Source organism: Rathayibacter sp. Leaf299, assembly GCF_001423055.1.
GTDB lineage: Bacteria > Actinomycetota > Actinomycetes > Actinomycetales > Microbacteriaceae > Rathayibacter > Rathayibacter caricis.
Genome location: NZ_LMNT01000001.1, coordinates 1,187,540 through 1,209,452 on the forward strand (window position 1 = coordinate 1,187,540; position 21,913 = coordinate 1,209,452).

Here is a 21,913-nt window from a genome sequence, read left to right on the forward strand (position 1 = left end):
GAGGAGCGCTAACGAACGCTGCCGCCGTCCCGGAGGAGACGGCGGCAGCGTGTGCGCGGAGGGGGAGCCTCAGGAGAGGCGCTCGCCCGACTCCGCGTCGAAGATGTGCACGCGGTGGTTCGCGGTCACGTAGACGCGGTCGCCCGCGGTGGGGTGCACGCGGCCGTCGACGCGCGCGACGATGTCGGTGCGGCGTCCCTCGACCTCGGTGTGGCCGTAGAGGTAGCCGTCCGAGCCGAGTTCCTCGATCAGGTCGACCTCGATGGGGAGGCCGCCGGGCTGGGTGGAGACGGTGACGTCCTCGGGACGCACGCCGAGCGTGACGACCTTCTGGCTCGTCTTCGCGAGCGCCTCGCGGGCGATCGGGAGGACGGTGTCGCCGAACTTGACGCCGCCGTCGGTGACGTCCGCGTGGAACAGGTTCATCGCGGGCGAGCCGATGAAGCCGGCCACGAACACGTTGTTCGGGTTCTCGTACAGGTCGCGCGGGCTGCCGACCTGCTGGAGGAGGCCGTCCTTGAGGACCGCGATGCGGTCGCCCATGGTGAGCGCCTCGGTCTGGTCGTGGGTGACGTAGACCGTGGTGATGCCCAGGCGGCGCTGGAGGGTGCCGATCTGGGTGCGGGTCGAGACGCGCAGCTTGGCGTCGAGGTTCGACAGCGGCTCGTCCATGAGGAAGACCTGGGGCTTGCGGACGATGGCGCGGCCCATCGCGACACGCTGGCGCTGACCACCCGAGAGGGCCTTCGGCTTGCGGTTCAGGTAGGGCTCGAGGTCGAGCATCTTCGCGGCCTCGAGGACCCGCGCGGCGCGCTCGTCCTTGTTGATGCCGGCGATCTTGAGCGCGAAGCCCATGTTCTCGGCGACCGACATGTGCGGGTACAGCGCGTAGTTCTGGAAGACCATCGCGATGTCGCGGTCCTTCGGCGGCACGTCCGTGACGTTGCGGTCGCCGATCAGGATGCGTCCCTCGTTGACCTCTTCGAGGCCGGCGAGCATGCGCAGGGAGGTCGACTTTCCGCAGCCGGAGGGGCCGACGAGGACGAGGAACTCGCCGTCGCCCACCTCGAGGTTGAGCTTGTCGACGGAGGCACGCGTGGCCCCGGGGTAGACGCGGGACGCGTGGTCGAAAGTTACGGACGCCATTGTTCTTGCTCCTTCACCGGCAGGTACGTGCCGGACGATCCGAGTGAATGGAATTGATGATGGTCATCGTCGTGTGGACGACGTCGGCCAACCGTCACAGTATGCCACGCGTCGGGAACTCGCCACCGCGGGCCCGGTCGCCTCCGCGAGACCGTCGCGTATCCGCCGTTTGGGGGATTCCCAGGGCTCGCGCGTAGGATTCCGGCGAGTCGCGACCCGGCGACGACTTCCCCCTCTCTTTCTCGGAGTGTCCTTGTCATGACCAACGGCGGAGCCAACGACCGTCTCTCGAAGAACCAGCGTCGAGAGGCAGCGAGGGAGAAGGCCCGACGGCTCCGTGAGCAGCAGAAGCGCCGCGACCGCGCCGGCCGCCTGCTGCTGCAGGGAGGCCTCGCCGTCGTCGTGATCGCCGTCGTCGCGATCGTCGCCCTGGTCCTCGTTCCGAACCTCCGTCCCGCCGAGGTCGGCCCGGGCCCGGCGAACATGGCCAGCGACGGCCTCGTCGTCGGAGAGGGCCTGGTCGCGCAGACCTCCGACCCCGTCCCGGCGAGCGGCACTCCCAGCCCGAGCGCTCTCGACACCTCGACCGGCACCGTCGACATCCGCGTCTACGTCGACTACCTCTGCCCGTACTGCGGCGAGTTCGAAACGACCAACGGCGAGCAGATCGAGGAGTGGGTCGACAGCGGAGCCGCCACCGTCGAGATCCATCCGATCGCGATTCTGACTCCGCGCTCCAACGGCACCAAGTACTCGGAGCGCGCCGCGAACGCCGCCGCCTGCGTCGCCGACTCCTCGCCCGACTCCTTCCTCGACTTCAACTCCCTCCTCTTCGAGAACCAGCCCGCCGAGGGGACCGACGGGCTGTCCGACGACGAGCTCAAGGGCTACGCCGCCGAGGCCGGCGTCGAGGACACCGCCGCGGTCGACTCCTGCATCGACGACGGCTCCTTCACGAGCTGGGTGCAAGCGGCGACCGAGCGCGCCACCTCCGGACCGCTGCCGGGCTCCGAGGTCGAGAAGGTCTCGGGCACTCCGACCGTCCTCGTGAACGGCGAGGCGTACTCCGGCTCGCTGACCGACCCCGAGGCGTTCAGCTCGTTCGTGCTCGCCGCGGCGGCCGACACCTACTCCTCCGCGACGCCGACGCCGACTCCTGCCGCGGGCTGACCACAGGCGCACGAGAGAAGGGCACGCCCGGTTCGACCGGACGTGCCCTTCTCTCGTGCGCGCCGGTGACAGCGCGCGGATGCGCTGCGACAGCGGAACCGGAAGGCCGCACGGGAGGCGGGACGTGGAGCCGACGACGGGACTCGAACCCGTAACCGCCCGATTACAAGTCGGGTGCGCTACCAATTGCGCCACGTCGGCAGGTGCGCCCGGAGGCACCGGGACAGACTATCGCGGGCGCCGCACCGCGATCGGGACGGCGCCCGCGGGCGTCACGGCTGCAGGACGCTGAGGTGCTTCTCGGCGGGGGTGGGGCGCTTGGGTCCGCCGATCTTGCCGTCGGGCCGGCCGACGTAGAGCCAGCCGAGCAGCTCCTCGCCCTTCTCGAGGCGGTGCGCCTTCCGGACCGCCTTCGCGCGGGTGTAGGAGCCGGTGCGCCAGAAGACGCCCCAGCCCGCCTCGTCGAGCAGCAGGCTCAGCAGGTGCGCGACGCCCGAGGCGACCGCCTCCTGCTCCCAGTCCGGCACGCTCGACTTCTTCGTGCTCACCACGACGGCGAGCAGCAGGGAGGCGCGGTGCGTCTTCTCGATGTACTTCCGCGGGTCCTTCTTGGCCCCCGACGCCGCGGCGAAGCTGCGGCCGATCCGGTCGCGGGCGGCGCCCCGGATCTCGATGACCCGCCACGGCCGCAGCGAGCTGTGGTCGGCGAGACGCGACGCCGCCGAGACGTACGTCGCGATCTCGTCGTGGCCCGGTGCCTCCGCCGTCACCTTCGACCGCGATCGTCGCGCGAGGACGGCGTCGAGCACCGGGGTGGGCACGGTCACTCGCTCTCGGCCTGGAACTCGAGGGCGATCGAGTTCATGCAGTACCGGTCGCCGGTCGGGGTGCCGAAGCCGTCGGGGAACACGTGGCCCAGGTGCGAGCCGCAGTTCGCGCAGCGCACCTCGGTGCGCACCATGCCGAGGGTGCTGTCCTCGATCAGCTGAACGGCATCGGGGTTCACCGACTCGTAGAAGCTCGGCCATCCGCAGCCGGAGTCGAACTTGGTGCCGCTCTGGAAGAGCTCCGCGTGGCAGGCGGCACAGGTGTAGAGGCCGGAGCGGTGCTCGTCGAGCAGCTCGCCGGTCCACGGACGCTCGGTGGCTGCTTCGCGCAGGACGGCGTACTGCTCGCGGTCGAGCTCCTCGCGCCACTCGGCGTCGGTCTTGTTCACGGAATACGACGACATGGGTCTCCCTAGGATTCCTCGCCAGTTTACGGGGGAGGTCGCTCCCCTCCTCTCTCGTAAACTCCCAGCCGTGCAGGCGAATTCCGTGATCTCGAAAGCGTGGAGCGAACTCTCGACCGAGGAGGTGTACGCCTTCGCGCGGCTGCGGACCGACGTGTTCCTCCGGGAGCAGCGCGTCGACGACGACGAGCTGGACGGCCGCGATCTCGAGCCGACCGCACGGCACTGGTGGATCGCCGACGGGCGCGGGACCGCCGCCTACCTCCGCACCCTCGTCGACGCCGAGCCGGAGCACGCCGACGCGCACCGCGTCATCGGCCGCGTCGTCACCCGCGCCGACAGGAGGGGGGAGGGGCTCGCGCATGCGCTCGTACAGGCGGTGATCCGGCGCTACGGCGATGAGGCGATCCTCCTGCACGCCCAGTCGCACGTCGCCGGACTCTACGCGCGCTCGGGCTTCGTCGCGTTCGGCGACGAGTACCAGGAGGCGGGCATCACCCACGTGAGCATGTACCGGAGCGCCTCCGCGGAGACAGCGGCGGGCGTGCCTACCCTGGACGGATGAACGGGACGACGGGAACGGCGCGGAGCACGAGCGCGCCGAGTGCTCCCCTCTCCGAGCGCGACCGCGAGGTGCTCGACTTCGAGCGCGACTGGACCTCGCGCTCCGGGGACAAGGAGGACGCGATCCGATCCAGGTTCGGGCTCTCGGTCGCCCGCTACTATCAGGTCCTCGGCGCGGTCCTCGCCTCTCCCGCGGCCCTCGCCCACGACCCGATGCTCGTGAAGCGCCTCCTGCGCATCCGCGACGGGCGCTCCGGTGCCCGCGCCGCGCGGCGCCTCGGGCGGCCCGAGTAGACCCGCTGCTCGCGCAGACCGCAACGGAAGGCCGGCTCCGACCTCGATGTCGAACACGCACCCGAAGGACCGCTTCGACGAGATCCCCGCGACGGAGGGCCGCGTCGGCGCGCACCGTCGGCCGCCCGCTCCGCACGCCCGCCTCATCGCCCTCGCCTGGGCGGCGCTGGCCACCGGAGTGATCGTCCTCCTCGGCTTCATCGGTCTCCTCGTGATCGACGACCGGGTGCAGTTCGACGACGTCTTCACCGCTCCCACCGGCATCGCCGACGCGACGCCGGAGGTCGCTCCGACCGTGGATCCGTCCCTCGAGATCGCGGTGCTCAACGGCACCCCGACCGCCGGGCTCGCTGCCAGCGCCGGCGACGTGCTCACGACGGACGGCTGGACGGTGCCGACGGTCGCGAACGCCAGCTCCGAGGACCAGGCGGCGACCACCGTCTACTACTCCGATCCCGCGCTGCAGGGAGCCGCGCTCGGCCTGGTCGAGTCGCTCGGACTGGGGGCCCTGGTGCAGGGGGACGAGTTCGTCGAGACCGGCGATCTCGTCGTGGTCCTCGGCGCCGACTACCCCGTCGGCTGAGCCTCGGGATCTCGCTCGGACGCGGGCGAACCCCGCCGTCACCGGGTCTTCTGTTTCCGGCACGTTTAATCCGTGTTGAATCGCGGACAACTCTTTCCCGAACGCGCGATCGCGCCGTTTCCGGGCCCGTACCGCGGATTAGTATCTCGACTCGGAGGCACGCGCGCATCGCTCGTGTCGAGGGCAGCACAGTACTTGGGAGTGGAAATGGCGAACGGAACCGTCAAGTGGTTCAACGCTGAGAAGGGCTACGGCTTCATCACGGTCGACGGCGGCGGGCAGGACGTGTTCGTCCACTACTCCGCGATCGACATGTCGGGATACAAGGTCCTCGAGGAGGGCCAGCACGTCGCCTTCGAGGTCGGCACCGGATCGAAGGGACCCCAGGCGGAAGCGGTGCGCCTGGTCTGACCCGGCGCTCGTTCCAGGAGCCGTCGCCCGCCCCGTGCGGACGGCGGCTCCTGTCGTTCCTCCCCGCGTCGCGTCGCTTGCACTCGTCACCCGCGAGTGCCAGAATCGCTCTTGGCACTCGGTTCATCCGAGTGCCAGGAATGAAACTTTCTTGACGTCCGGGAGGGACGAGAAACACACATGGCCAAGATCATTGCTTTTGACGAAGAAGCCCGCCGCGGCCTCGAGCGTGGACTCAACACTCTGGCCGACGCGGTCAAGGTGACCCTCGGCCCGCGCGGCCGCAACGTCGTGCTCGAGAAGAAGTGGGGCGCTCCCACCATCACGAACGACGGCGTCTCGATCGCCAAGGAGATCGAGCTCGACGAGCCCTACGAGAAGATCGGCGCGGAGCTCGTCAAGGAGGTCGCCAAGAAGACCGACGACGTCGCCGGCGACGGAACCACCACGGCGACCGTCCTCGCCCAGGCCCTGGTCCGCGAAGGCCTGCGCAACGTCGCGGCCGGCGCCGACCCGATCACCCTGAAGAAGGGCATCGAGAAGGCCGTCAAGGCGGTCACCGCCGAGCTCATCGCCGGCGCCAAGGCGATCGAGACCAAGGACGAGATCGCGGCGACCGCCTCCATCTCGGCCGCGGACCCCGAGATCGGCGCGATCATCGCCGAGGCGATCGACAAGGTCGGCAAGGAGGGCGTCGTCACCGTCGAGGAGTCGAACACCTTCGGCACCGAGCTCGAGCTCACCGAGGGCATGCGCTTCGACAAGGGCTACCTGTCGCAGTACTTCGTGACCGACCCCGACCGCCAGGAGGCGGTGTTCGAGGACCCCTACATCCTCATCGTCAACTCCAAGGTCTCGAACATCAAGGACCTCCTCCCCGTCGTCGACAAGGTGATCCAGGCGGGCAAGCAGCTGCTGATCATCGCCGAGGACGTCGACGGTGAGGCGCTGGCGACCCTGGTCGTCAACAAGATCCGCGGCATCTTCAAGTCCGTCGCCGTCAAGGCCCCGGGCTTCGGCGACCGTCGCAAGGCCCAGCTCCAGGACATCGCGATCCTGACCGGCGGCCAGGTCATCTCCGAGGAGGTCGGCCTCAAGCTCGAGAACGTCACCCTCGACCTCCTCGGCTCGGCCCGCAAGGTCGTCATCACCAAGGACGAGACCACCATCGTCGAGGGCTCCGGCGACGCCGAGGCCATCGCCGGTCGCGTCGCGCAGATCCGCGCCGAGATCGAGAACACCGACAGCGACTACGACCGCGAGAAGCTCCAGGAGCGCCTCGCGAAGCTCGCCGGTGGAGTCGCGGTCATCAAGGCCGGAGCGGCGACCGAGGTCGAGCTCAAGGAGCGCAAGCACCGCATCGAGGACGCCGTCCGCAACGCGAAGGCCGCCGTCGAGGAGGGCATCGTCGCCGGTGGTGGCGTCGCCCTCATCCAGGCCGGCAAGCTCGCGTTCGACAAGCTCGAGCTCGTCGGAGACGAGGCGACCGGCGCGAACATCGTCAAGGTCGCCATCGAGGCGCCGCTCAAGCAGATCGCGCTCAACGCCGGTCTCGAGCCCGGTGTCGTCGCCGCCAAGGTCCGCGAGCTGCCTACCGGACACGGCCTCAACGCCGCGACCGGCGAGTACGTCGACCTGATCGCCGCTGGCATCATCGACCCGGTCAAGGTCACCCGCTCGGCGCTGCAGAACGCGGCGTCGATCGCCGGCCTCTTCCTCACCACCGAGGTCGTCGTCGCCGACAAGCCCGAGAAGAACCCGGTTCCGGCCGGTGACCCCACGGGCGGCATGGACTTCTAGTCCGACCCGCACCACACGCTGAAGGCGGTTCCCCTCCGGGGGAGCCGCCTTCCGTGCGTTCCGGGTGGCCCCGGCGGCGCGCGGACGACGGCTCCCTCGTGCTCGCCGCTCAGGGGCCGAAGAGACGCGCGTTGGCCTGCTCGGTGTCGGCGTACTGCTGTGCGGCCGTGCCGAGTGCGAGCGTGATCGTGGCCAGGCCCTCGTCGACCTGCGCCTGCGTCGACCGCCAGACTCCGACGACGCCCTGGAACGCGTTCGAGGCCTGGCCCTGCCAGACCGCCTCGAGCCCGGTCAGCTGCGCGAGCAGCCCCGACACCTCGGTCTGGATGCGGTCCATGTAGCCGTGCGCGGTGCCGGTCATCGTGATCATCGCGTCGATGTCGGTCTGGTAGCGGGTCATGGGGGAGTCCTCTCGTTCCGGTCAGCGCCGATCGGCGCGTGCGAGAACGGTAGGACTCGCGCCGTCTCGGCCGCGGGCCCTCAGACCGAGGCTGGGGAGGATTCGCCGTTCGGGCCGACGGTGAGGAGGGGCAGGGCGACGCGGAAGGTCGCTCCGCCGCCCGGGGTCTCGACGACGTCGACGCGGCCCTTGTGCGCGGCCACGATGGAGGAGACGATCGCCAGCCCCAGACCGCTGCCGCCTGTCTCGCGGGTGCGGGACGTGTCCGCGCGCCAGAAGCGCTGGAAGATCTTCTCGCGGATCTGCGGCGGGATGCCCTCGCCGTGGTCGATCACCTCGAGGAACGCCAGACGGCGCGCGCGGTCGACCGCGACTCCGATCTCGATGGGGGTGTCCTCGGGGGTGTACCGCACGGCGTTGCCGATGAGGTTCGTGAGCACCTGACGGATCTTGTTCTCCTCGGCCATGACCAGTGCGGGGAGTCCCGCCTCCTCGGGAGCGGGCTCGGCCGTCCCTGCGGCGATCTCCTCGGCCTTCACCCGGCTGGGGCGTCGGCGGAGTCGGGCGAGGCGGGCGCCGGCGGCGGCGATGGGACCGGTCAGGCCGGCGGCTGCCGTCTGCAGCGGCTGCGTCGCGGCTCCGGTGAGATCGTCGTCGTCGAGGGCCGGCGTCTCGAGGGGGGTGTCGTCACGGGTCTCGACGCCGAAGTCGCGGTCGGGCCAGGAGGCCATCGCGTCCATGGCGGCGTCGCGCGCGAGGGGCATCAAGTCGACGGGGGCGAGAGCGAGCGGCTTCGTCTCGTCGAGACGAGCGAGCTCGAGCAGGTCCTCGACGAGACCGCCCATGCGGATCGCCTCCTTCTCGATGCGCTCCATCGCCTGGCCGACGGCCTCGGGCGTCTGCAGGGCGCCCATCCGGTACAGCTCGGCGTAGCCGCGGACCGAGACCAGGGGCGTGCGCAGCTCGTGGCTGGCGTCGCCGACGAAGCGGCGCATCTGATCGATCGTGCGCGCACGGTCGCGGAACGCGGTGTCGATCCGGCCGAGCATGGCGTTGAGCGAGCGGTTCAGCCGCCCGACCTCGGTGTTGGGCGTGGTGCCGTCGAGCCGCTGGCTGAAGTCGCCGTCGGCGATGGCGGCGGCGGTGCGCTCCACCTCGCGCAGCGGCGCGAAGGTGGTGGTGACGAGCAGGCGCGTGAGCATCGCGCCGATCACGACGATCGCGACTCCGAACCCCAGGAAGATCGTGAGGTAGGCCGTCATCACGACATCGACACTCCGCGTCGAGGTGGCGAGCAGCAGCGTCGCGACCTGATTGCCCTTGGAGTAGGTCGTCGCTATGAAGTGATACTCGATCTTGCCGTTCTCGCTGCGAAGCTCCTTCGGCTTCCCGTCGTACTCGAGAGCTTCGTCGATTGCGAACGTCTCGGGGAAGTCAGGAGCATTCGGACCGATGGCTGTGGTGTTGTCCAGAATCCCGGCCGAGTCGTACACGGCACCGAAGTACGTCGTGTTCGAGTCGTTCAAGCCGGCCTCACCGATCGTGCCCAGCGACGTGGCCACGACCTGGGCCTGCTTCGCCAGGGAGTCGTCGAGCTGCGAGATGAGCTGCGGCTTCAGCATCGTCATGGTCCCGATGCCGGAGACGAGGAGCCCCAGCGTGAGCAGCAGGACCGTCACCGCGGTGATCTTGGTCCGCAGGGAGATGGAGTTCCACCGCTCGGCCAGGGTCTGGTGCATGGCGGTGGGACTCCCTCGATGGCGGAACGGCGGCCGCCCCGCGAGGGGGCGACCGCCGGGGTGCGGAGCTCCGGGCTCCGCGACGTCGATCAGGACCCGGAGGCTAGGCCTTCGCGACCTTCAGCATGTATCCGAATCCTCGCTTGGTCTGGATGAGCGATTCCTCCGAATGCGTGTCGAGCTTACGTCGGAGGTACGAGATGTAGGACTCGACGATGCCCGCATCGCCGTTGAAGTCGTACTCCCACACGTGGTCGAGGATCTGCGCCTTGCTGAGCACGCGGTTGGGGTTGAGCATCAGGTAGCGCAGCAGCTTGAACTCGGTGGGGCTGAGCTCGACCGGCTCGTCGCCGACCAGGACCTCGTGGGTGTCCTGGTCCATTGTCAGCTCGCCGGCGCGGATGACCGCGTCCTCTTCGGCGTGCATCGTGCGGCGGAGGATCGCCTTGATGCGCGCGACGATCTCGTCGAGGCTGAACGGCTTGGTGACGTAGTCGTCGCCGCCGACGGTGAGACCGGTGATCTTGTCCTCCGTGTCGTCCTTCGCCGTGAGGAAGAGGATGGGGGAGGTGTAGCCGGCCGAGCGCAAACGCTTCGTGACGCCGAACCCGTTCATGTCGGGGAGCATGACGTCGAGGATGATCAGGTCGGGCTCCTCCTCGAGGACGGCCGAGATGGCCTGCGCGCCGTTGCCCACCGCGCGCACGGCGAAGCCGGCGAAGCGGAGGCTCGTGGTGAGCAGGTCTCTGATGTTGGGCTCGTCGTCGACGATGAGAATGCGGGGTCCGTCCATGAGGACATCTTCTGCGCGTTGCCTGAACGGAATCTGGGAGCCGAGTGGTGGGTGGCTCGACACCGCCCCGGTGCCGTCGGTGCGATCAGGACGCGCGGCGTCGACGCACTCCGACGACCAGCATCGCGATCATCATCAGGAAGGCGATGGGCAGGCCGACGAGGGGGACCGCGAAGACGAACTGCCACAGCGGACCCTCGTACCGCTCGACTCCGAGGAGGGGCGCGAGGAGGATCGCGAGGAACGCGAGCACCGTCACGGCGATGATCGCGATGAACATGTAGGCGAGGGTGCGCTCGGCGCGTCCGATGCCCGCCGGCTGCTGTGGCTTCACCCCCCAAGGATAGGCCGCACCGGAGAGCCTCTAAACTGGTGGTTGCTTCGATTCCAGGAGGGGTTCTGCATGCCTACCGGCAAGGTCAAGTTCTACGACGAGGAGAAGGGCTTCGGCTTCATCAGCACTGATGACGGCCAGGAGGTCTTCCTGCACGCTTCCGCGCTGCCCTCGGGGACCGCGGTGAAGCCCGGCACACGCCTCGAGTTCGGCATCGCCGACGGTAAGCGCGGGGCCCAGGCCCTGACCGCCCGCGTCATCGAGGCGCCCCCCAGCATGGTGAAGATGAACCGCAAGTCGGCCGACGACATGTCGGTGATCGTCGAGGACACCGTCAAGCTGCTCGACGGCATCGGCACGGGCCTCAAGCGCGGTCGGTATCCCGACAAGGCCCACGGCCGCAAGATCGCGGCGCTGCTGCGCCGGGTGGCGGACGAGCTGGATGCCTGACGCCGACGGCACGACCGGCGACCTCGCGTCGTCCGAAGGGGCGGAGTCCCTCCTGCCAACCGACACCGCCGATGCTGCCGCGGACGACGTCACCGGCGCCGAGGGGGTCGACCTGTCGACCGTCGAGGCGGAGGCGTCGATCGTGATCGCGGAATCGTCCACCGAAGGGGATGTGCCGACTCCGGGAGCCGGTACCGAGCTCGATGAGCCTCGGGACGAGTCCGATGCGGAGTCCGGGCTCCCGGCCGCCGTGGAGGAGTCGGACGTCGAGAGCGCGACCGGGGGATCCGAGTCGGAGGCCGACGTCGTTGTCGACGGCTCCGAGCCGGGGAACGAGGACGTCGTCGAGGACGAGGCGGTCGAGCCCGTCTACGAGCTCGACGCCGTGCTCGCCGCTTGCGAGGAGCGGGCCCGCGAGGCGCTCGCCGACGTCGCTCCGCCCGGAACGATCGGGCCGCTGGTCGCGACGCTGGCGCAGGGCGAGCACGTGGTCTCGCTCCAGTTCGCGAACCTCATGCGGGGCTACCCGGGATGGCTCTGGACGGCGACGCTGTCGCGCATCGACGAGACCGAGGACGTCAACGTGCTCGAGGTCGAGCTGCTGCCCGGCGAGGGAGCGGTGCTCGCTCCGGACTGGGTGCCGTGGACGGATCGCCTGGCGGACTACCGCGCGGCGCAGGACGCGGCAGGCGAGGAGTCGGACGACTCGGACGAGGACGACGCTGACGACGACGATGACGAGGCGGACGAGGACGCTCCGGATTCGGAGGACGAGTTCGACGATCAGGTCGTTCTCGACGACGACGATGACGACGAGTCGGATGACGACGACGAGTCGGATGACGACGACGAGTCGGATGACGACGACGAGTCGGATGACGACGACGAGTCGGATGACGACGACGACTCCGACGATGACGACGAGTCAGACGACGAGTCCGAGGACGACGACGACCGGGATGACGACGACCGCTGAGTCGGCGCCTCCCGTGGTGGCAGCGGGGGAGGGGGCGGCGTGATCGGCATCGACACGCTCGTCTCCTACCCCGACGGCGCCACCTCCTCCGAGGGGGAGATCGTCCACGTCGAGATACTGGAGGAGGGCCGTTGGGCGGTCGTCCTCGACGCGACGGCCGCTCATCCCGTCGATCCCACCTGGCCGGACCAGGGGCCCGACGAGGGCATCCTCGTGGCCGAAGGCGTGCGCTACCGCCTGCTCGACTGCCGCATCGCAGCGTGGGACGGGCGCACCCTGCACCTCGGCGACCGGCTCCCGGTCCGCCTCGGCACCGAGGGCTGGGTCTTCGTCGTCGCGCACGTCGTGGCCGACGCGTCCGCGCTCGCCGAGGGGCAGCGGATCCGCGTCGAGGTCGACCGCGCCCGCCGCGACGAGTTCTCGCGCGGGCACACGGCCTGCCATCTGGCCTCGCTCGCCCTGAACGCGGCGCTCGCCGACTTCTGGAGCAAGCCGGTGCGGACCGATTCGCTCGGCAGCCCCGACTTCGATCAGGCCGCGATCCAGTCGTCGCTGATCCGCCCCTCGGGCTCGACCGACGTCTACCGGCTCGGGAAGAGCCTGCGTCGCAGCGGCTTCGACACCGCCCGGCTGCAGGAGGCTCTGCCGGAGATCGAGGAGCGGATCGACGCCCTGCTGGCGGAGTGGACGGCGGAGGACGCCTCCGTCGCCGTCGAGCGCGAGGACGAGCTGCTCGGCTCCCGTCGGACCTGGCGGTGCCTGCTCGCCGCCGGCGAGGCGTCGATCCCGTGCGGAGGAACGCACGTCGCGAGCCTCGCGCAACTCGGCGCCGTCTCGGTGGAGCTGTCCGTCGATCCGGTCGCGGCGACGCTCACGATGGAGACGGACGCCTCCTGAGCCCTCAGCGGCGGTTGCGGCTGTAGAAGAGGCCGATGGTGCCGAGCACGACGCCGATCACGACGGTCGACAGCACGAGGGGAGGCACGTCGACGCCGACCGAGGCCGCCACGAGGACGCCGATCAGCGCCGCGACCCAGACGAGGCAGCCCACGAGCAGCGCCCGGGCGTCGTCGCTCGGGTAGGGCGGAGGGCTCGGTCGACGCTCCTCCTCGCGGAGCCACAACCGCATCCTCCGCCCGCCCCTCAGTCGGCCAGGCGCTCGATGACGTGGTCGATGCAGCTCAGCAGCGACCGGACGTCGTCGGGCTCGATCGCGGTGAAGGTGGCGATGCGCAGCTGGTTGCGCCCGAGCTTGCGGTACGGCTCGGTGTCGACGATGCCGTTGGCGCGGAGGATCTTCGCGATCAGCGCGGCGTCGATCGACGCGTCGAAGTCGACGGTGGCGACGACCTGCGAGCGGTGCTCGGGCACCTCGACGAAGGGGGTCGCGACGGACGAGGCCTCGGCCCAGTCGTAGATCGCGGACGAGGACTCGGCGGTGCGCGCCGACGCCCAGGCGAGGCCGCCGTTGCCGTTCATCCAGTCGAGCTGCGACTCCATCAGCAGGAGCGTCGCGAGCGCGGGCGTATTGAGCGTCTGGTTCAGGCGCGAGTTGTCGACGGCGTTCTTGAGGCTCAGGAACTCGGGGATGTAGCGCCCGCTCGCCGCGATGCGCTCGACGCGCTCGATCGCGGCGGGGGAGAAGAGGCCGAACCAGAGGCCGCCGTCGCTGGCGAAGTTCTTCTGCGGCGCGAAGTAGTAGACGTCGGCCTGCGAGGCGTCGAAGTCGATGCCGCCGGCGGCGCTCGTCGCGTCGATCACGGTGAGCGCGCCCTCGTCACCGTGGACGCGCGTGACGGGCGCCATCACTCCGGTCGAGGTCTCGTTGTGCGGCCAGGCGTAGACGTCGACGCCCTCGAGGACCTCGACCTCGCTCCGCGAGCCGGCCGCGGCCGAGATCACGTGCGCCGGCTCGAGGAACGGCGCGGACGCGGCCTTCGCGAACTTCTGGCCGAACTCGCCGAAGGTCAGGTTCTCGGCGCGGCGCTCGATGAGCGAGAAGGCGGCCGAATCCCAGAACGCGGTCGAGCCGCCGTTGCCGAGCAGGACCTCGTAGCCCTCGGGGACGTCGAACAGCGTCGCGAGGTGCTCGCGCACTCGGCCGACCAGGTTCTTGACCGGCGCCTGCCGATGCGACGTGCCGAGGAGGTGCGCGCCCTCGGTCGCGAGGTGCGCGAGCTGGTCGTGCCGCACCTTGGACGGGCCGCAGCCGAATCGTCCGTCGTGGGGGAGGAGCTCGCGAGGAATGGTGACGTCCGGCATGCGTTAATACTAGGGTTCCCGGCTCGCCCCCTCCTTCGAGTGACGAAGGCCTGGCGCCGTGCGGCTTCGCGGAAGTTGCGACACGGCGCCCAGTAAGGTTGAGCGCGCCGAGACGGGAAGGCTGAGATGACGGATCTGATCGACACCACCGAGATGTACCTGCGCACCATTCTGGAGCTCGAGGAGGAGAACATCATCCCCCTCCGTGCGCGCATCTCGGAGCGTCTGAGCCACTCGGGACCGACCGTCTCGCAGACCGTCGGACGCATGGAGCGCGACGGTCTCGTGGTCGTCTCCGGAGACCGCCACCTCGAGCTCACCACCGACGGGCGCCGCAAGGCGATCCACGTCATGCGCAAGCACCGCCTCGCCGAGCGGCTCCTCCACGACGTCATCAAGCTCGACTGGGAGTTCGTGCACGAGGAGGCCTGCCGCTGGGAGCACGTCATGAGCGAGCAGGTCGAGCGCCGACTCCTCGAGATGCTCGACCACCCGACCGAGTCGCCCTACGGCAACCCGATCCCGGGTCTCGACGAGCTCGGCGACACCCCGGCGTCGCGCTTCGCGGACGGCGTGATCAGCCTGCCCCGCTTCGTCGCCGGATCGACCGAGCCCAAGCGCGGAGTGGTGCGTCGTCTCGGTGAGCCGGCGCAGGTCGATCCCGAGCTGCTGCTCCAGTTGAAGCAGTCGGGCGTCATGCCGGGAGCAGAGGGCGAGTTCTCGGCCCTGAACGGCTACGTCCTCGTGCGCATCGACGGCGCGGAGGCGGGCATCGAGCTTCCCAACGAGGTCGCGGCGCACATCTTCCTCGTCGTCTGACGACGGATCACCGAGCGGCCCCTGGGCGAGCGCTGGATGCACTCCTAGCGCATCCCGGGACGGCTCGCACGCCGTTGTCGTGATCGGGCCGCGTCGAATGGTGACAAATCGGTAACGGTCGCATACGCTCTGGGGAGCCCTGCATCCGGACCCCGGTTCCAGGGCGCGGAATCCGACGTCCCCCTGCCCGTCTCGGACCACCGTGAACATCGATGCTTCGTGCATGAGACGGGACAGCCGCCTGGGCTGACGGGACGCGGAGGTCCACCCCTTTGGCCGAGAACGACACCACCGGCAGCCCCGACCGGTACCGCTCCACCCACCCGAACAGCCCCCGCAGCACCGCCTCCTTCGAGAACCAGCCGCCCGTCGTGCGCGCGCGGTTCCACTCCGAGGCTCCCGTCGCCCGCCGTGCGGTCCCGACCGCTCCGGCTCGCCAGCGCGACGTGACCGACTTCGTCCCGTCGCCCGCCGGCACCCCGCGCCGGCACCGCGGCCGGAAGCTCGGCAAGGTCGCGATCGTCGGGTTCGCCGGCGCGCTCGTCGCGACCATGGCGCTCCCCGCCTACGCGTTCTCCCCGGGGACCGACAGCGCGAGCCCGTTCGCGGCGTCGCAGGCCGACCTCCTCCGTCAGGGCGAGGCGCAGACCGTCGCCGTCGCGGGCAGCGTCGTGCAGGCCGCGATCGCGCGCGACGGCTTCTCGGCCGAGGCGGCTCCTCCGCCCCCGCCGCCCCCCGAGCCCGAGCCCGTCGTCGAGCCGGTCGCCGACACCTCGGACGTCGAGACCGCCCGCGCGGAGACCGCCGAGACGTTCAACTCGTACGACGGAGCGTCGGCCGCCGAGCTCGCCGCGTCGGCGCCGACCACCGGGTACAGCCTCTCGGCCGTGTACAACACCGCCCTGCAGTACCAGGGCGTGCCCTACGTCTTCGGCGGAGCGGACCCGAGCGGCTTCGACTGCTCCGGCCTCGTGATGTACGTCTTCGCGCAGTACGGCATCTCGATGCCGCACTCGGCCGCGGGTCAGGCCGCGATGGGCACTCGCATCCCGGTGTCGGAGGCGCAGCCCGGCGACCTCGTGATCATGCCCGGTCACGACGGCTTCTACGCGGGCAACGGCAACATCCTGCACGCGCCCTACGCCGGTGCGAGCGTCCGCGTGCAGCCGATCTGGACGTCGGACTACTACATCGTGCGCATCCCGGGCTGAGCCCGGACGCCCGTCGACGAGCCCGTTCCCTCTCCGGGGGCGGGCTCGTTCGCGTTCGCGGGGAACGCGGTGTGAAATGCGGATGACGAATTCCGGCGAACCTCTGGTGTTTCGCGCCGGAAGGAATACTCTGAACCCCACTCCGCCGTACCAGCGGAGCGGTTCGTCGAGGGACGGAGTGCCGGGATGACCGAGCGGAACGGGCACCACTGCGTGGGGCTGCGTTCGCGCGTGCGGCGGACCGACTCGATCCGGGCGGGGATCCTCTCCGCCTCGGTGCACTCCTCCGACACTCGGATACGCCACCACGACTCGACGCGGTGCTCAGCCGCGGCCCAGAAGGGCGCCGTCCACGCGACGGCGCCCTTCTTCGCGTCCGGGGTGCTGCCGAGGTGCGACGGACGACGTCTGTTCGGAGGTCCCTGATGCGCACTCTGGTTCTCAACGCCGGCTACGAGCCGCTCGCGGTCGTCTCGTTCAAGCGGGCACTCGTCCTGCTGATGACGGAGAAGGCGACCGTCATCGCGGCCGACGAGGACAATCCGGTGCACGGGGCGACCGGCGACTACGTGCGGCCGTCCGTGATCCTGTTGACCCGCTACGTGCGGATCCCGAGCTCGCGGACGGTGCCCGTCTCGCGGCGCGGGGTGCTGCGGCGCGACAACCACCGCTGCGGCTACTGCGGGATGCACGCGAACACCATCGACCACATCCAGCCGAAGTCGCGGGGCGGACGGGACACCTGGGAGAACCTCGTCGCCTGCTGCCACCGCTGCAACAACACCAAGAGCGACCGCACGCCCGCCGAGATGGGATGGCACCTGCGGACGGTACCGCGGGTGCCGCGGGCCGGCTCCTGGCTGGTGCGGGGTGCGGAGCGGATGGAACCCGAGTGGAACGGCTACTTGGCCCCTGCCGCCTGACGGGGCGAGGGCACTCCGCTCGCGGCGTTGTCGTCGGGCGCGATACCGCCGGTATCGCTTCCTCCTCCGCCTTGCGATCGAAGCACCCTCGCCCCGTCAGAAGACAGAGGGGGCGAGGGCACTCCGCTCGCGGCGTTGTCGTCGGGCGCGATACCGCCGGTATCGCTTCCTCCTCCGCCTTGCGATCGAAGCGCCCTCGCTTCGTCAGAAGACAGAGGCGACGAACTCCTACTCGTTGTCGCCGCCGGTGGCGGTGCTGGCGTTGCCGGAGCGCTCGCCGGACCAGGTCCAGTTGGCGACCTCGGGGAGGTCCTCGCCGAACTCGCGGGTGTAGGCGCGGGCGCGGATGCGGGCGTCCTGCATCTCCTGGCGGAGTCCGGCGGCGCGGGAGCCGAGTCCGGGGGTGCGGTCGATGACGTCGATCACCAGCGAGTAGCGGTCGAGGTCGTTCAGCATCACCATGTCGAACGGAGTGGTGGTGGTGCCGTTCTCCTTGTAGCCGCGCACGTGCAGGTTCTGGTGACCGGTGCGCTTGTAGGTCAGGCGGTGGATCAGCCACGGGTAGCCGTGGTACGCGAACACCACGGGGCGGTCGGGGGTGAAGACCGCGTCGAACTCGCGGTCCGAGAGGCCGTGCGGGTGCTCGGACTCGGACATCAGGCGCATGAGGTCGACGACGTTGACCGTGCGGATCGCGAGGTCCGGGAGCTTCTCGCGCAGGATGCTCACGGCGGCGAGGGTCTCGAGGGTCGGGACGTCGCCCGCGCAGGCGAGCACGACATCCGGCGACTCGCCCTGCCGCTCGCTGCTCGCCCACTCGAGGATGCCGAGGCCGCGGGTGCAGTGGGCGACGGCCTCGTCCATCGTCAGCCAGGCCGGGGCGGGCTGCTTGCCGGCGACGACGACGTTGACGTAGTCGACGCTGCGGAGGCAGTGGTCGTAGACCGAGAGCAGCGTGTTGGCGTCGAACGGCAGGTAGACGCGCACCACCTCCGGCTTCTTGTTGACGACGTGGTCGATGAAGCCCGGGTCCTGGTGGCTGAAGCCGTTGTGGTCCTGGCGCCAGACGTGGCTCGAGAGCAGGTAGTTGAGGCTCGCGATGGGGCGGCGCCACTCGATCTCGCGGGTGCCGTTCAGCCACTTCGCGTGCTGGTTGAACATCGAGTCGATGATGTGGATGAAGGCTTCGTAGCAGGTGAAGAGACCGTGGCGGCCGGTGAGGAGGTACCCCTCCAGCCAGCCCTGGCACTGGTGCTCGGAGAGGACCTCCATGACCCGGCCCGCGCGGGCCAGGTGGTCGTCGAGCGGGCTGAGCTCTCCCTCCCACTGCTTGTCGGTGGCGGCGTAGACGCTCTGCAGGCGGTTGCTCGCGACCTCGTCGGGTCCGAAGATCCGGAAGTTGGTGGGATTGGCGCGGATGACGTCGGCGAGCCACTCGCCGAGCACCTTCGTCGCCTCGGCGACCGTGCCGCCGGGGGACTCGACGACGACCTCGTAGCGGCGGAAGTCGGGCAGGTTCAGGGTCTGCCGCAGGAGGCCGCCGTTGGCGTGCGGCGTGGCGCTCATCCGCAGCTCGCCCTCGGGAGCGAGGGAGCGGACGCGCTCGGCGATCCCTCCGCTCTCCGTGAAGAGCTCCTCGGGGCGGTAGGAGCGGAGCCAGTCCTCGAGCAGGCGGGTGTGCTCCTCGGTGTCGCGGGCGTTGGCGAGCGGCACCTGGTGGGCGCGGTAGGTGCCCTCGACCTGCACGCCGTCGATCTCGGCGGGGCAGGTCCAGCCCTTCGGGGTCTTCAGGACGATCATGGGCCAGGCGGGCCGTGTCAGATCCCCAGCGGCGGCGCGCTCTTTGATCGCGGCGATGCGGTCGAGCACCGTGTCGAGCACCTCGGCGAAGCGCTCGTGCACGCGCATGGGGTCCTCGCCGTCGAAGCCGCCCTCGACGAGGAAGGGCTCGTGCCCGTAGCCGCGGAGGAGGCTCTCGAGCTCCTCGTACGGGATGCGAGCGAGGATCGTGGGGTTCGCGATCTTGTAGCCGTTCAGGTGCAGGATCGGCAGGACCACTCCGTCGGTGGCCGGGTTCACGAACTTGTTCGAGTGCCAGCTGGTGGCGAGCGGGCCCGTCTCGGCCTCGCCGTCGCCGACGACCGCGGCGACGAGCAGGTCGGGGTTGTCGAAGGCGGCTCCGTAGGCGTGGCTGAGCGCGTAGCCGAGCTCGCCGCCCTCGTGGATGCTGCCCGGGGTCTCGGGAGCGGCGTGGCTGGGGATGCCGCCGGGGAAGCTGAACTGGCGGAAGAGCGTGCGCAGCCCGTCCTCGGACTCGTCGATGTGCGAGTAGATCTCGCTGTAGGTGCCGTCGAGGTAGGCGTTCGCGACCATGCCGGGGCCGCCGTGGCCGGGACCGGTGATGTAGAGGGTCGACTGGCGGCGCTCGCGGATGGCGCGGTTGAGGTGCGCGTAGATCAGGTTGAGGCCGGGAGTCGTGCCCCAGTGACCGAGGAGGCGCGGCTTGATGTGATCGCGGGTGAGCGGCTCGGTGAGCAGCGGGTTCGCGAGGAGGTAGATCTGGCCGACGGCGAGGTAGTTGGCGGCGCGCCACCAGGCGTCGACGGTCTCGAGGGTCTCCGACGTCAGCGGGGCGTCCGCGTCGCGGGCGGCCCAGGTGTGCTCGGAGGCGGAGGGGAGCGCGGTGATCGAGGATGCGGCCATGACGCCACGCTCGCATCCGACCGCCCCGCGCGGTAGGGCCTTGCGGCGCTCGCGCTCGGGACGGTCGGATGCGGGGTGCCGTTCGGGAGCGCTCAGCCGCGGGGAGTGGCGCGGCGGAGGATCAGCCAGCCGCTGAGGGCCGCGATCGCGGTGGGCACGAGGAGCAGCGCGAATCCGCCGGTGGTGCCGACCGCCTCGAGGGCGAGCCAGACGGAGTCCCACGAGTCGGTGAGGCTGATCAGCGCGACCGCGGCGACGGCCAGCGCGGCCAGTCCGATCCAGAAGACCGTCATGCCGACTCCCCGCCAGCGCACGTAGACGGACGCCGTGGCGGCTCCGACGAAGAAGAAGAACAGGAACAGGACGAAGACCCCGAAGGCCCGCTCGACCCACGAGATGCCGCCGAAGTCGACGACCCGGAACAGGATCCCGCCCATGCCCCAGCCGTTCGTCGCCGACTCGATCGCGGCCATGACGGTGTAGAGCAGCGTCCAGGCCGCCGACAGGAGGACGAACGTGAGGGCGCTGCCCCAGTAGAAGTCGCGCCGCGTGGATCCGTAGCCCAGCGCCAGTCCGAAGGTGATGTTCACCGCCTGGATCGCGACGACGAGCATGTAGATGAAGATGAACGCGCCGGGACCTGAGACCTGCACGCCGGACTCGCCGCCGGCGCTGTCGACGCCGATCGTGCGGAGCACCACCCAGAAGATCGCGAGGCTGCCGAGGAAGATCGCGGCGAGGATGCCCAGCGGCGTGTAGAGCAGCGTCGCGGGGTTGGCGAAGTGCAGGCGGACGATGCGGAGCAGGCGGTCGGAGGTGCCGAGGCCGTGCGCAGGGGCGGTGGTGGTCATGAGGCGTCCTTCCCGGAGGGGGTGGTGCTCGTGAGCTGCACGACGAGCTGCTGGAGGGAGACGGGCTCGAGCTCGAGCCCGAAGGCGGCCGCCTCTGCGCGTCCGGAGGCGTCGAGGCGGGGGAGCGTCGCGGAGGCGAGGCCGCCTACTCCGCTGCGGGAGAGGACCTCGCGGTCGGCGGTGAAGGAGTCGACCGCGCTGCGGGTGCCGACGACGGTCGCGGCCGAGCCGCGCAGCTCCTCCGCATCGCTGTCGACGACGAGCCGGCCCTCGTCGATGACGAGGACGTGCTCGAGGAGGGAGCTGACCTCGTCGATCAGGTGCGTGGAGAGCACGACGGTGCGGGGGTGCTCGGCGAAGTCGGCGAGCAGGCGGTCGTAGAAGAGCTGGCGCGCGACCGCGTCCAGGCCCAGGTACGGCTCGTCGAAGAAGGTGAGCGGGGCGCGCGAGGCGAGGCCGACGATCACTCCGACCGCCGAGAGCTGCCCACGCGAGAGCTTCTTGACCCGCCGGTTCAGCGGCAGGCGGAAGTCGCTGACGAGCTCGCGTGCGAAGGCGTCGTCCCAGCCCTCGAAGAACCACGGGGCGCTGCGCAGGACGTGCTTCACCTGGAAGTCCTCGGGGTACTTCTGACTCTCCTTGATGAAGCAGGTGCGGGAAAGGACGCCGGCGTTCTCGACCGGAGGCGCCCCGAAGACGCGGATGTCGCCGGAGCTGGCGAACTCCTGACCCGTGAGCAACGACATGAGCGTCGTCTTGCCCGCGCCGTTGCGGCCGAGGAGGCCGTGGATCCGGTTCTCATCGAGCGCGAAGCTCACGTCGCGGACCGCGTGCATGCTGCCGTAGTGCTTGCTGAGGCCGGCGACCTCGATGACCGCGCTCATCGCGATCCCCCTTCGCTGATCATGGTGGCGAGCTCCTCGCGGGTGAGGCCGAGCTTGGCGGCCTCGGCGAGCAGCGGAGCGACGAACTGGTCGCGGAACTGGGTACGGCGCTTCTCGACCAGCCGGTCGCGGGCGCCCTCGGCGACGAACATCCCGATGCCTCTCCTCTTGTAGAGGACCCCGTCGTCGACGAGCAGGTTCACGCCTTTGCCGGCCGTGGCCGGGTTGATGCGGTGGAACGCGGCGAACTCGTTGGTCGAGGGGACCTGGGTCTCTTCGGGGAGCGCCCCCGCGATGATGTCGTTCTCGATCTGCTCGGCGATCTGCAGGAAGATCGGCCGGGAGTCGTCCATCGGTGCTCCTTCCTGC

The 21,913-nt window shown here is 69.9% G+C and carries 25 protein-coding genes and 1 tRNA gene; 12 read left to right on the top strand and 14 right to left on the bottom strand.

What is annotated here, in order from left to right:
- Positions 1-69: 69 nt before the first annotated feature.
- A complete protein-coding gene (locus ASF48_RS05630) occupies positions 70-1,146 on the bottom strand; it encodes an ABC transporter ATP-binding protein (protein ID WP_055787700.1) in 1,077 nt (358 codons plus the stop codon).
- Positions 1,147-1,404: 258 nt separating this feature from the next.
- Here ASF48_RS05630 and ASF48_RS05635 point away from each other — a divergent pair, with 258 nt between their 5' ends.
- Complete coding sequence (locus ASF48_RS05635; protein WP_055787703.1) at positions 1,405-2,316, top strand: DsbA family protein; 912 nt, start codon at positions 1,405-1,407, stop codon at positions 2,314-2,316.
- 125 nt (positions 2,317-2,441) lie between these two features.
- Here ASF48_RS05635 and ASF48_RS05640 read toward each other — a convergent pair.
- The 3 genes from ASF48_RS05640 to msrB all read right to left on the bottom strand — a co-directional run bounded on the left by ASF48_RS05640 (position 2,442) and on the right by msrB (position 3,547).
- Positions 2,442-2,517, bottom strand: a tRNA-Thr gene (locus ASF48_RS05640).
- Between the two features lie 71 nt (positions 2,518-2,588).
- The gene (locus ASF48_RS05645; RefSeq protein ID WP_082481001.1) at positions 2,589-3,143 is read right to left on the bottom strand and encodes a nitroreductase family protein; all 555 of its coding nucleotides are present in this window, start codon (positions 3,141-3,143) and stop codon (positions 2,589-2,591) included.
- On the bottom strand, positions 3,140-3,547 hold the full coding sequence (msrB, locus tag ASF48_RS05650) for a peptide-methionine (R)-S-oxide reductase MsrB (RefSeq protein WP_055787708.1): 408 nt from the start codon (positions 3,545-3,547) through the stop codon (positions 3,140-3,142). The genes ASF48_RS05645 and msrB overlap by 4 nt, the downstream gene beginning before the upstream one ends.
- Positions 3,548-3,617: 70 nt before the next feature.
- Here msrB and ASF48_RS05655 point away from each other — a divergent pair, with 70 nt between their 5' ends.
- The 5 genes from ASF48_RS05655 to groL all read left to right on the top strand — a co-directional run bounded on the left by ASF48_RS05655 (position 3,618) and on the right by groL (position 7,199).
- Positions 3,618-4,112 carry a GNAT family N-acetyltransferase gene (locus tag ASF48_RS05655; RefSeq protein WP_230671775.1) on the top strand — a complete coding sequence of 165 codons (495 nt, stop codon included), beginning with the start codon at positions 3,618-3,620 and terminating at the stop codon, positions 4,110-4,112.
- Positions 4,109-4,405 (top strand): DUF3263 domain-containing protein, encoded by a 297-nt coding sequence (locus ASF48_RS05660; RefSeq protein WP_055787711.1) that lies wholly within the window; start codon positions 4,109-4,111, stop codon positions 4,403-4,405. The genes ASF48_RS05655 and ASF48_RS05660 overlap by 4 nt, the downstream gene beginning before the upstream one ends.
- A 46-nt stretch (positions 4,406-4,451) precedes the next feature.
- A complete protein-coding gene (locus ASF48_RS05665) occupies positions 4,452-4,988 on the top strand; it encodes a LytR C-terminal domain-containing protein (protein WP_055787714.1) in 537 nt (178 codons plus the stop codon).
- Between the two features lie 207 nt (positions 4,989-5,195).
- Complete coding sequence (locus ASF48_RS05670) at positions 5,196-5,399, top strand: cold-shock protein (RefSeq protein ID WP_055787717.1); 204 nt, start codon at positions 5,196-5,198, stop codon at positions 5,397-5,399.
- A gap of 180 nt (positions 5,400-5,579) precedes the next feature.
- On the top strand, positions 5,580-7,199 hold the full coding sequence (gene groL / locus ASF48_RS05675) for a chaperonin GroEL (RefSeq protein WP_055787720.1): 1,620 nt from the start codon (positions 5,580-5,582) through the stop codon (positions 7,197-7,199).
- A gap of 109 nt (positions 7,200-7,308) precedes the next feature.
- Here groL and ASF48_RS05680 read toward each other — a convergent pair whose 3' ends face one another.
- The 4 genes from ASF48_RS05680 to ASF48_RS05695 form a co-directional block, all read right to left on the bottom strand.
- Positions 7,309-7,599: a WXG100 family type VII secretion target gene (locus ASF48_RS05680; RefSeq protein WP_055787723.1), complete on the bottom strand. Its 291-nt coding sequence runs from the start codon at positions 7,597-7,599 to the stop codon at positions 7,309-7,311.
- Between the two features lie 80 nt (positions 7,600-7,679).
- Complete coding sequence (locus ASF48_RS05685) at positions 7,680-9,338, bottom strand: sensor histidine kinase (RefSeq protein ID WP_055787726.1); 1,659 nt, start codon at positions 9,336-9,338, stop codon at positions 7,680-7,682.
- Between the two features lie 103 nt (positions 9,339-9,441).
- Positions 9,442-10,131 carry a response regulator transcription factor gene (locus tag ASF48_RS05690; protein ID WP_055787731.1) on the bottom strand — a complete coding sequence of 230 codons (690 nt, stop codon included), beginning with the start codon at positions 10,129-10,131 and terminating at the stop codon, positions 9,442-9,444.
- A gap of 85 nt (positions 10,132-10,216) precedes the next feature.
- A complete protein-coding gene (locus ASF48_RS05695) occupies positions 10,217-10,465 on the bottom strand; it encodes a hypothetical protein (protein ID WP_230671768.1) in 249 nt (82 codons plus the stop codon).
- Positions 10,466-10,534: 69 nt separating this feature from the next.
- Between ASF48_RS05695 and ASF48_RS05700 the strand changes: the two genes are divergently transcribed.
- Genes ASF48_RS05700 through ASF48_RS05710 form a run of 3 tightly spaced genes read left to right on the top strand, consistent with a single transcriptional unit; the run spans position 10,535 to position 12,788 of the window.
- Positions 10,535-10,915: a cold-shock protein gene (locus ASF48_RS05700; protein ID WP_055787734.1), complete on the top strand. Its 381-nt coding sequence runs from the start codon at positions 10,535-10,537 to the stop codon at positions 10,913-10,915.
- The gene (locus ASF48_RS18900; protein ID WP_082481002.1) at positions 10,908-11,891 is read left to right on the top strand and encodes a DUF3027 domain-containing protein; all 984 of its coding nucleotides are present in this window, start codon (positions 10,908-10,910) and stop codon (positions 11,889-11,891) included. Before ASF48_RS05700 ends, ASF48_RS18900 begins: the two co-directional genes overlap by 8 nt.
- A gap of 39 nt (positions 11,892-11,930) precedes the next feature.
- Entirely contained in the window at positions 11,931-12,788 is an 858-nt protein-coding gene (locus tag ASF48_RS05710; protein WP_055787737.1) for a hypothetical protein, read from the top strand.
- A 4-nt stretch (positions 12,789-12,792) separates the two neighbouring features.
- On the opposite strand, the gene ASF48_RS05715 is transcribed toward ASF48_RS05710, so the two are convergent.
- Positions 12,793-13,020, bottom strand: a complete 228-nt coding sequence (locus ASF48_RS05715; protein WP_055787739.1) for a hypothetical protein — start codon at positions 13,018-13,020, stop codon at positions 12,793-12,795.
- Between the two features lie 14 nt (positions 13,021-13,034).
- Positions 13,035-14,153 carry a phosphoserine transaminase gene (gene serC / locus ASF48_RS05720; protein WP_055787742.1) on the bottom strand — a complete coding sequence of 373 codons (1,119 nt, stop codon included), beginning with the start codon at positions 14,151-14,153 and terminating at the stop codon, positions 13,035-13,037.
- A gap of 126 nt (positions 14,154-14,279) precedes the next feature.
- Here serC and ASF48_RS05725 point away from each other — a divergent pair, with 126 nt between their 5' ends.
- The 3 genes from ASF48_RS05725 to ASF48_RS05740 all read left to right on the top strand — a co-directional run bounded on the left by ASF48_RS05725 (position 14,280) and on the right by ASF48_RS05740 (position 17,106).
- A complete protein-coding gene (locus ASF48_RS05725; protein WP_055787743.1) occupies positions 14,280-14,972 on the top strand; it encodes a metal-dependent transcriptional regulator in 693 nt (230 codons plus the stop codon).
- A 272-nt stretch (positions 14,973-15,244) separates the two neighbouring features.
- Positions 15,245-16,183, top strand: a complete 939-nt coding sequence (locus ASF48_RS05730) for a C40 family peptidase (RefSeq protein ID WP_055787747.1) — start codon at positions 15,245-15,247, stop codon at positions 16,181-16,183.
- A 425-nt stretch (positions 16,184-16,608) separates the two neighbouring features.
- Positions 16,609-17,106 carry an HNH endonuclease gene (locus ASF48_RS05740; protein WP_055787753.1) on the top strand — a complete coding sequence of 166 codons (498 nt, stop codon included), beginning with the start codon at positions 16,609-16,611 and terminating at the stop codon, positions 17,104-17,106.
- 228 nt (positions 17,107-17,334) lie between these two features.
- Here the strand turns inward: ASF48_RS05740 and ASF48_RS05745 are convergent, their stop codons facing one another.
- The 4 genes from ASF48_RS05745 to ASF48_RS05760 all read right to left on the bottom strand — a co-directional run bounded on the left by ASF48_RS05745 (position 17,335) and on the right by ASF48_RS05760 (position 21,897).
- On the bottom strand, positions 17,335-19,809 hold the full coding sequence (locus tag ASF48_RS05745; RefSeq protein WP_157603065.1) for a phosphoketolase family protein: 2,475 nt from the start codon (positions 19,807-19,809) through the stop codon (positions 17,335-17,337).
- A gap of 92 nt (positions 19,810-19,901) precedes the next feature.
- Positions 19,902-20,660, bottom strand: a complete 759-nt coding sequence (locus ASF48_RS05750; protein ID WP_055787756.1) for a hypothetical protein — start codon at positions 20,658-20,660, stop codon at positions 19,902-19,904.
- Positions 20,657-21,544, bottom strand: coding sequence for an ABC transporter ATP-binding protein (locus ASF48_RS05755; protein WP_055787759.1), 888 nt, complete (start codon positions 21,542-21,544; stop codon positions 20,657-20,659). The genes ASF48_RS05750 and ASF48_RS05755 overlap by 4 nt, the downstream gene beginning before the upstream one ends.
- Positions 21,541-21,897, bottom strand: a complete 357-nt coding sequence (locus ASF48_RS05760; protein ID WP_055787762.1) for a GntR family transcriptional regulator — start codon at positions 21,895-21,897, stop codon at positions 21,541-21,543. Before ASF48_RS05760 ends, ASF48_RS05755 begins: the two co-directional genes overlap by 4 nt.
- Positions 21,898-21,913: the final 16 nt, after the last annotated feature.

Coding starts and splice junctions, on each gene's coding strand:
- ASF48_RS05670 (WP_055787717.1), top strand. CDS start 5,196: ATGGCGAACGGAACCGTCAAGTGGTTCAACGCTGAGAAGGGCTACGGC.
- serC (WP_055787742.1), bottom strand. CDS start 14,153: ATGCCGGACGTCACCATTCCTCGCGAGCTCCTCCCCCACGACGGACGA.
- ASF48_RS05755 (WP_055787759.1), bottom strand. CDS start 21,544: ATGAGCGCGGTCATCGAGGTCGCCGGCCTCAGCAAGCACTACGGCAGC.
- msrB (WP_055787708.1), bottom strand. CDS start 3,547: ATGTCGTCGTATTCCGTGAACAAGACCGACGCCGAGTGGCGCGAGGAG.
- ASF48_RS05660 (WP_055787711.1), top strand. CDS start 4,109: ATGAACGGGACGACGGGAACGGCGCGGAGCACGAGCGCGCCGAGTGCT.
- ASF48_RS05690 (WP_055787731.1), bottom strand. CDS start 10,131: ATGGACGGACCCCGCATTCTCATCGTCGACGACGAGCCCAACATCAGA.
- ASF48_RS05685 (WP_055787726.1), bottom strand. CDS start 9,338: ATGCACCAGACCCTGGCCGAGCGGTGGAACTCCATCTCCCTGCGGACC.
- groL (WP_055787720.1), top strand. CDS start 5,580: ATGGCCAAGATCATTGCTTTTGACGAAGAAGCCCGCCGCGGCCTCGAG.
- ASF48_RS05750 (WP_055787756.1), bottom strand. CDS start 20,660: ATGACCACCACCGCCCCTGCGCACGGCCTCGGCACCTCCGACCGCCTG.
- ASF48_RS05745 (WP_157603065.1), bottom strand. CDS start 19,809: ATGGCCGCATCCTCGATCACCGCGCTCCCCTCCGCCTCCGAGCACACC.
- ASF48_RS05725 (WP_055787743.1), top strand. CDS start 14,280: ATGACGGATCTGATCGACACCACCGAGATGTACCTGCGCACCATTCTG.
- ASF48_RS05740 (WP_055787753.1), top strand. CDS start 16,609: ATGCGCACTCTGGTTCTCAACGCCGGCTACGAGCCGCTCGCGGTCGTC.
- ASF48_RS05760 (WP_055787762.1), bottom strand. CDS start 21,897: ATGGACGACTCCCGGCCGATCTTCCTGCAGATCGCCGAGCAGATCGAG.
- ASF48_RS05700 (WP_055787734.1), top strand. CDS start 10,535: ATGCCTACCGGCAAGGTCAAGTTCTACGACGAGGAGAAGGGCTTCGGC.
- ASF48_RS05680 (WP_055787723.1), bottom strand. CDS start 7,599: ATGACCCGCTACCAGACCGACATCGACGCGATGATCACGATGACCGGC.
- ASF48_RS05665 (WP_055787714.1), top strand. CDS start 4,452: ATGTCGAACACGCACCCGAAGGACCGCTTCGACGAGATCCCCGCGACG.
- ASF48_RS05630 (WP_055787700.1), bottom strand. CDS start 1,146: ATGGCGTCCGTAACTTTCGACCACGCGTCCCGCGTCTACCCCGGGGCC.
- ASF48_RS05715 (WP_055787739.1), bottom strand. CDS start 13,020: ATGCGGTTGTGGCTCCGCGAGGAGGAGCGTCGACCGAGCCCTCCGCCC.
- ASF48_RS05635 (WP_055787703.1), top strand. CDS start 1,405: ATGACCAACGGCGGAGCCAACGACCGTCTCTCGAAGAACCAGCGTCGA.
- ASF48_RS18900 (WP_082481002.1), top strand. CDS start 10,908: ATGCCTGACGCCGACGGCACGACCGGCGACCTCGCGTCGTCCGAAGGG.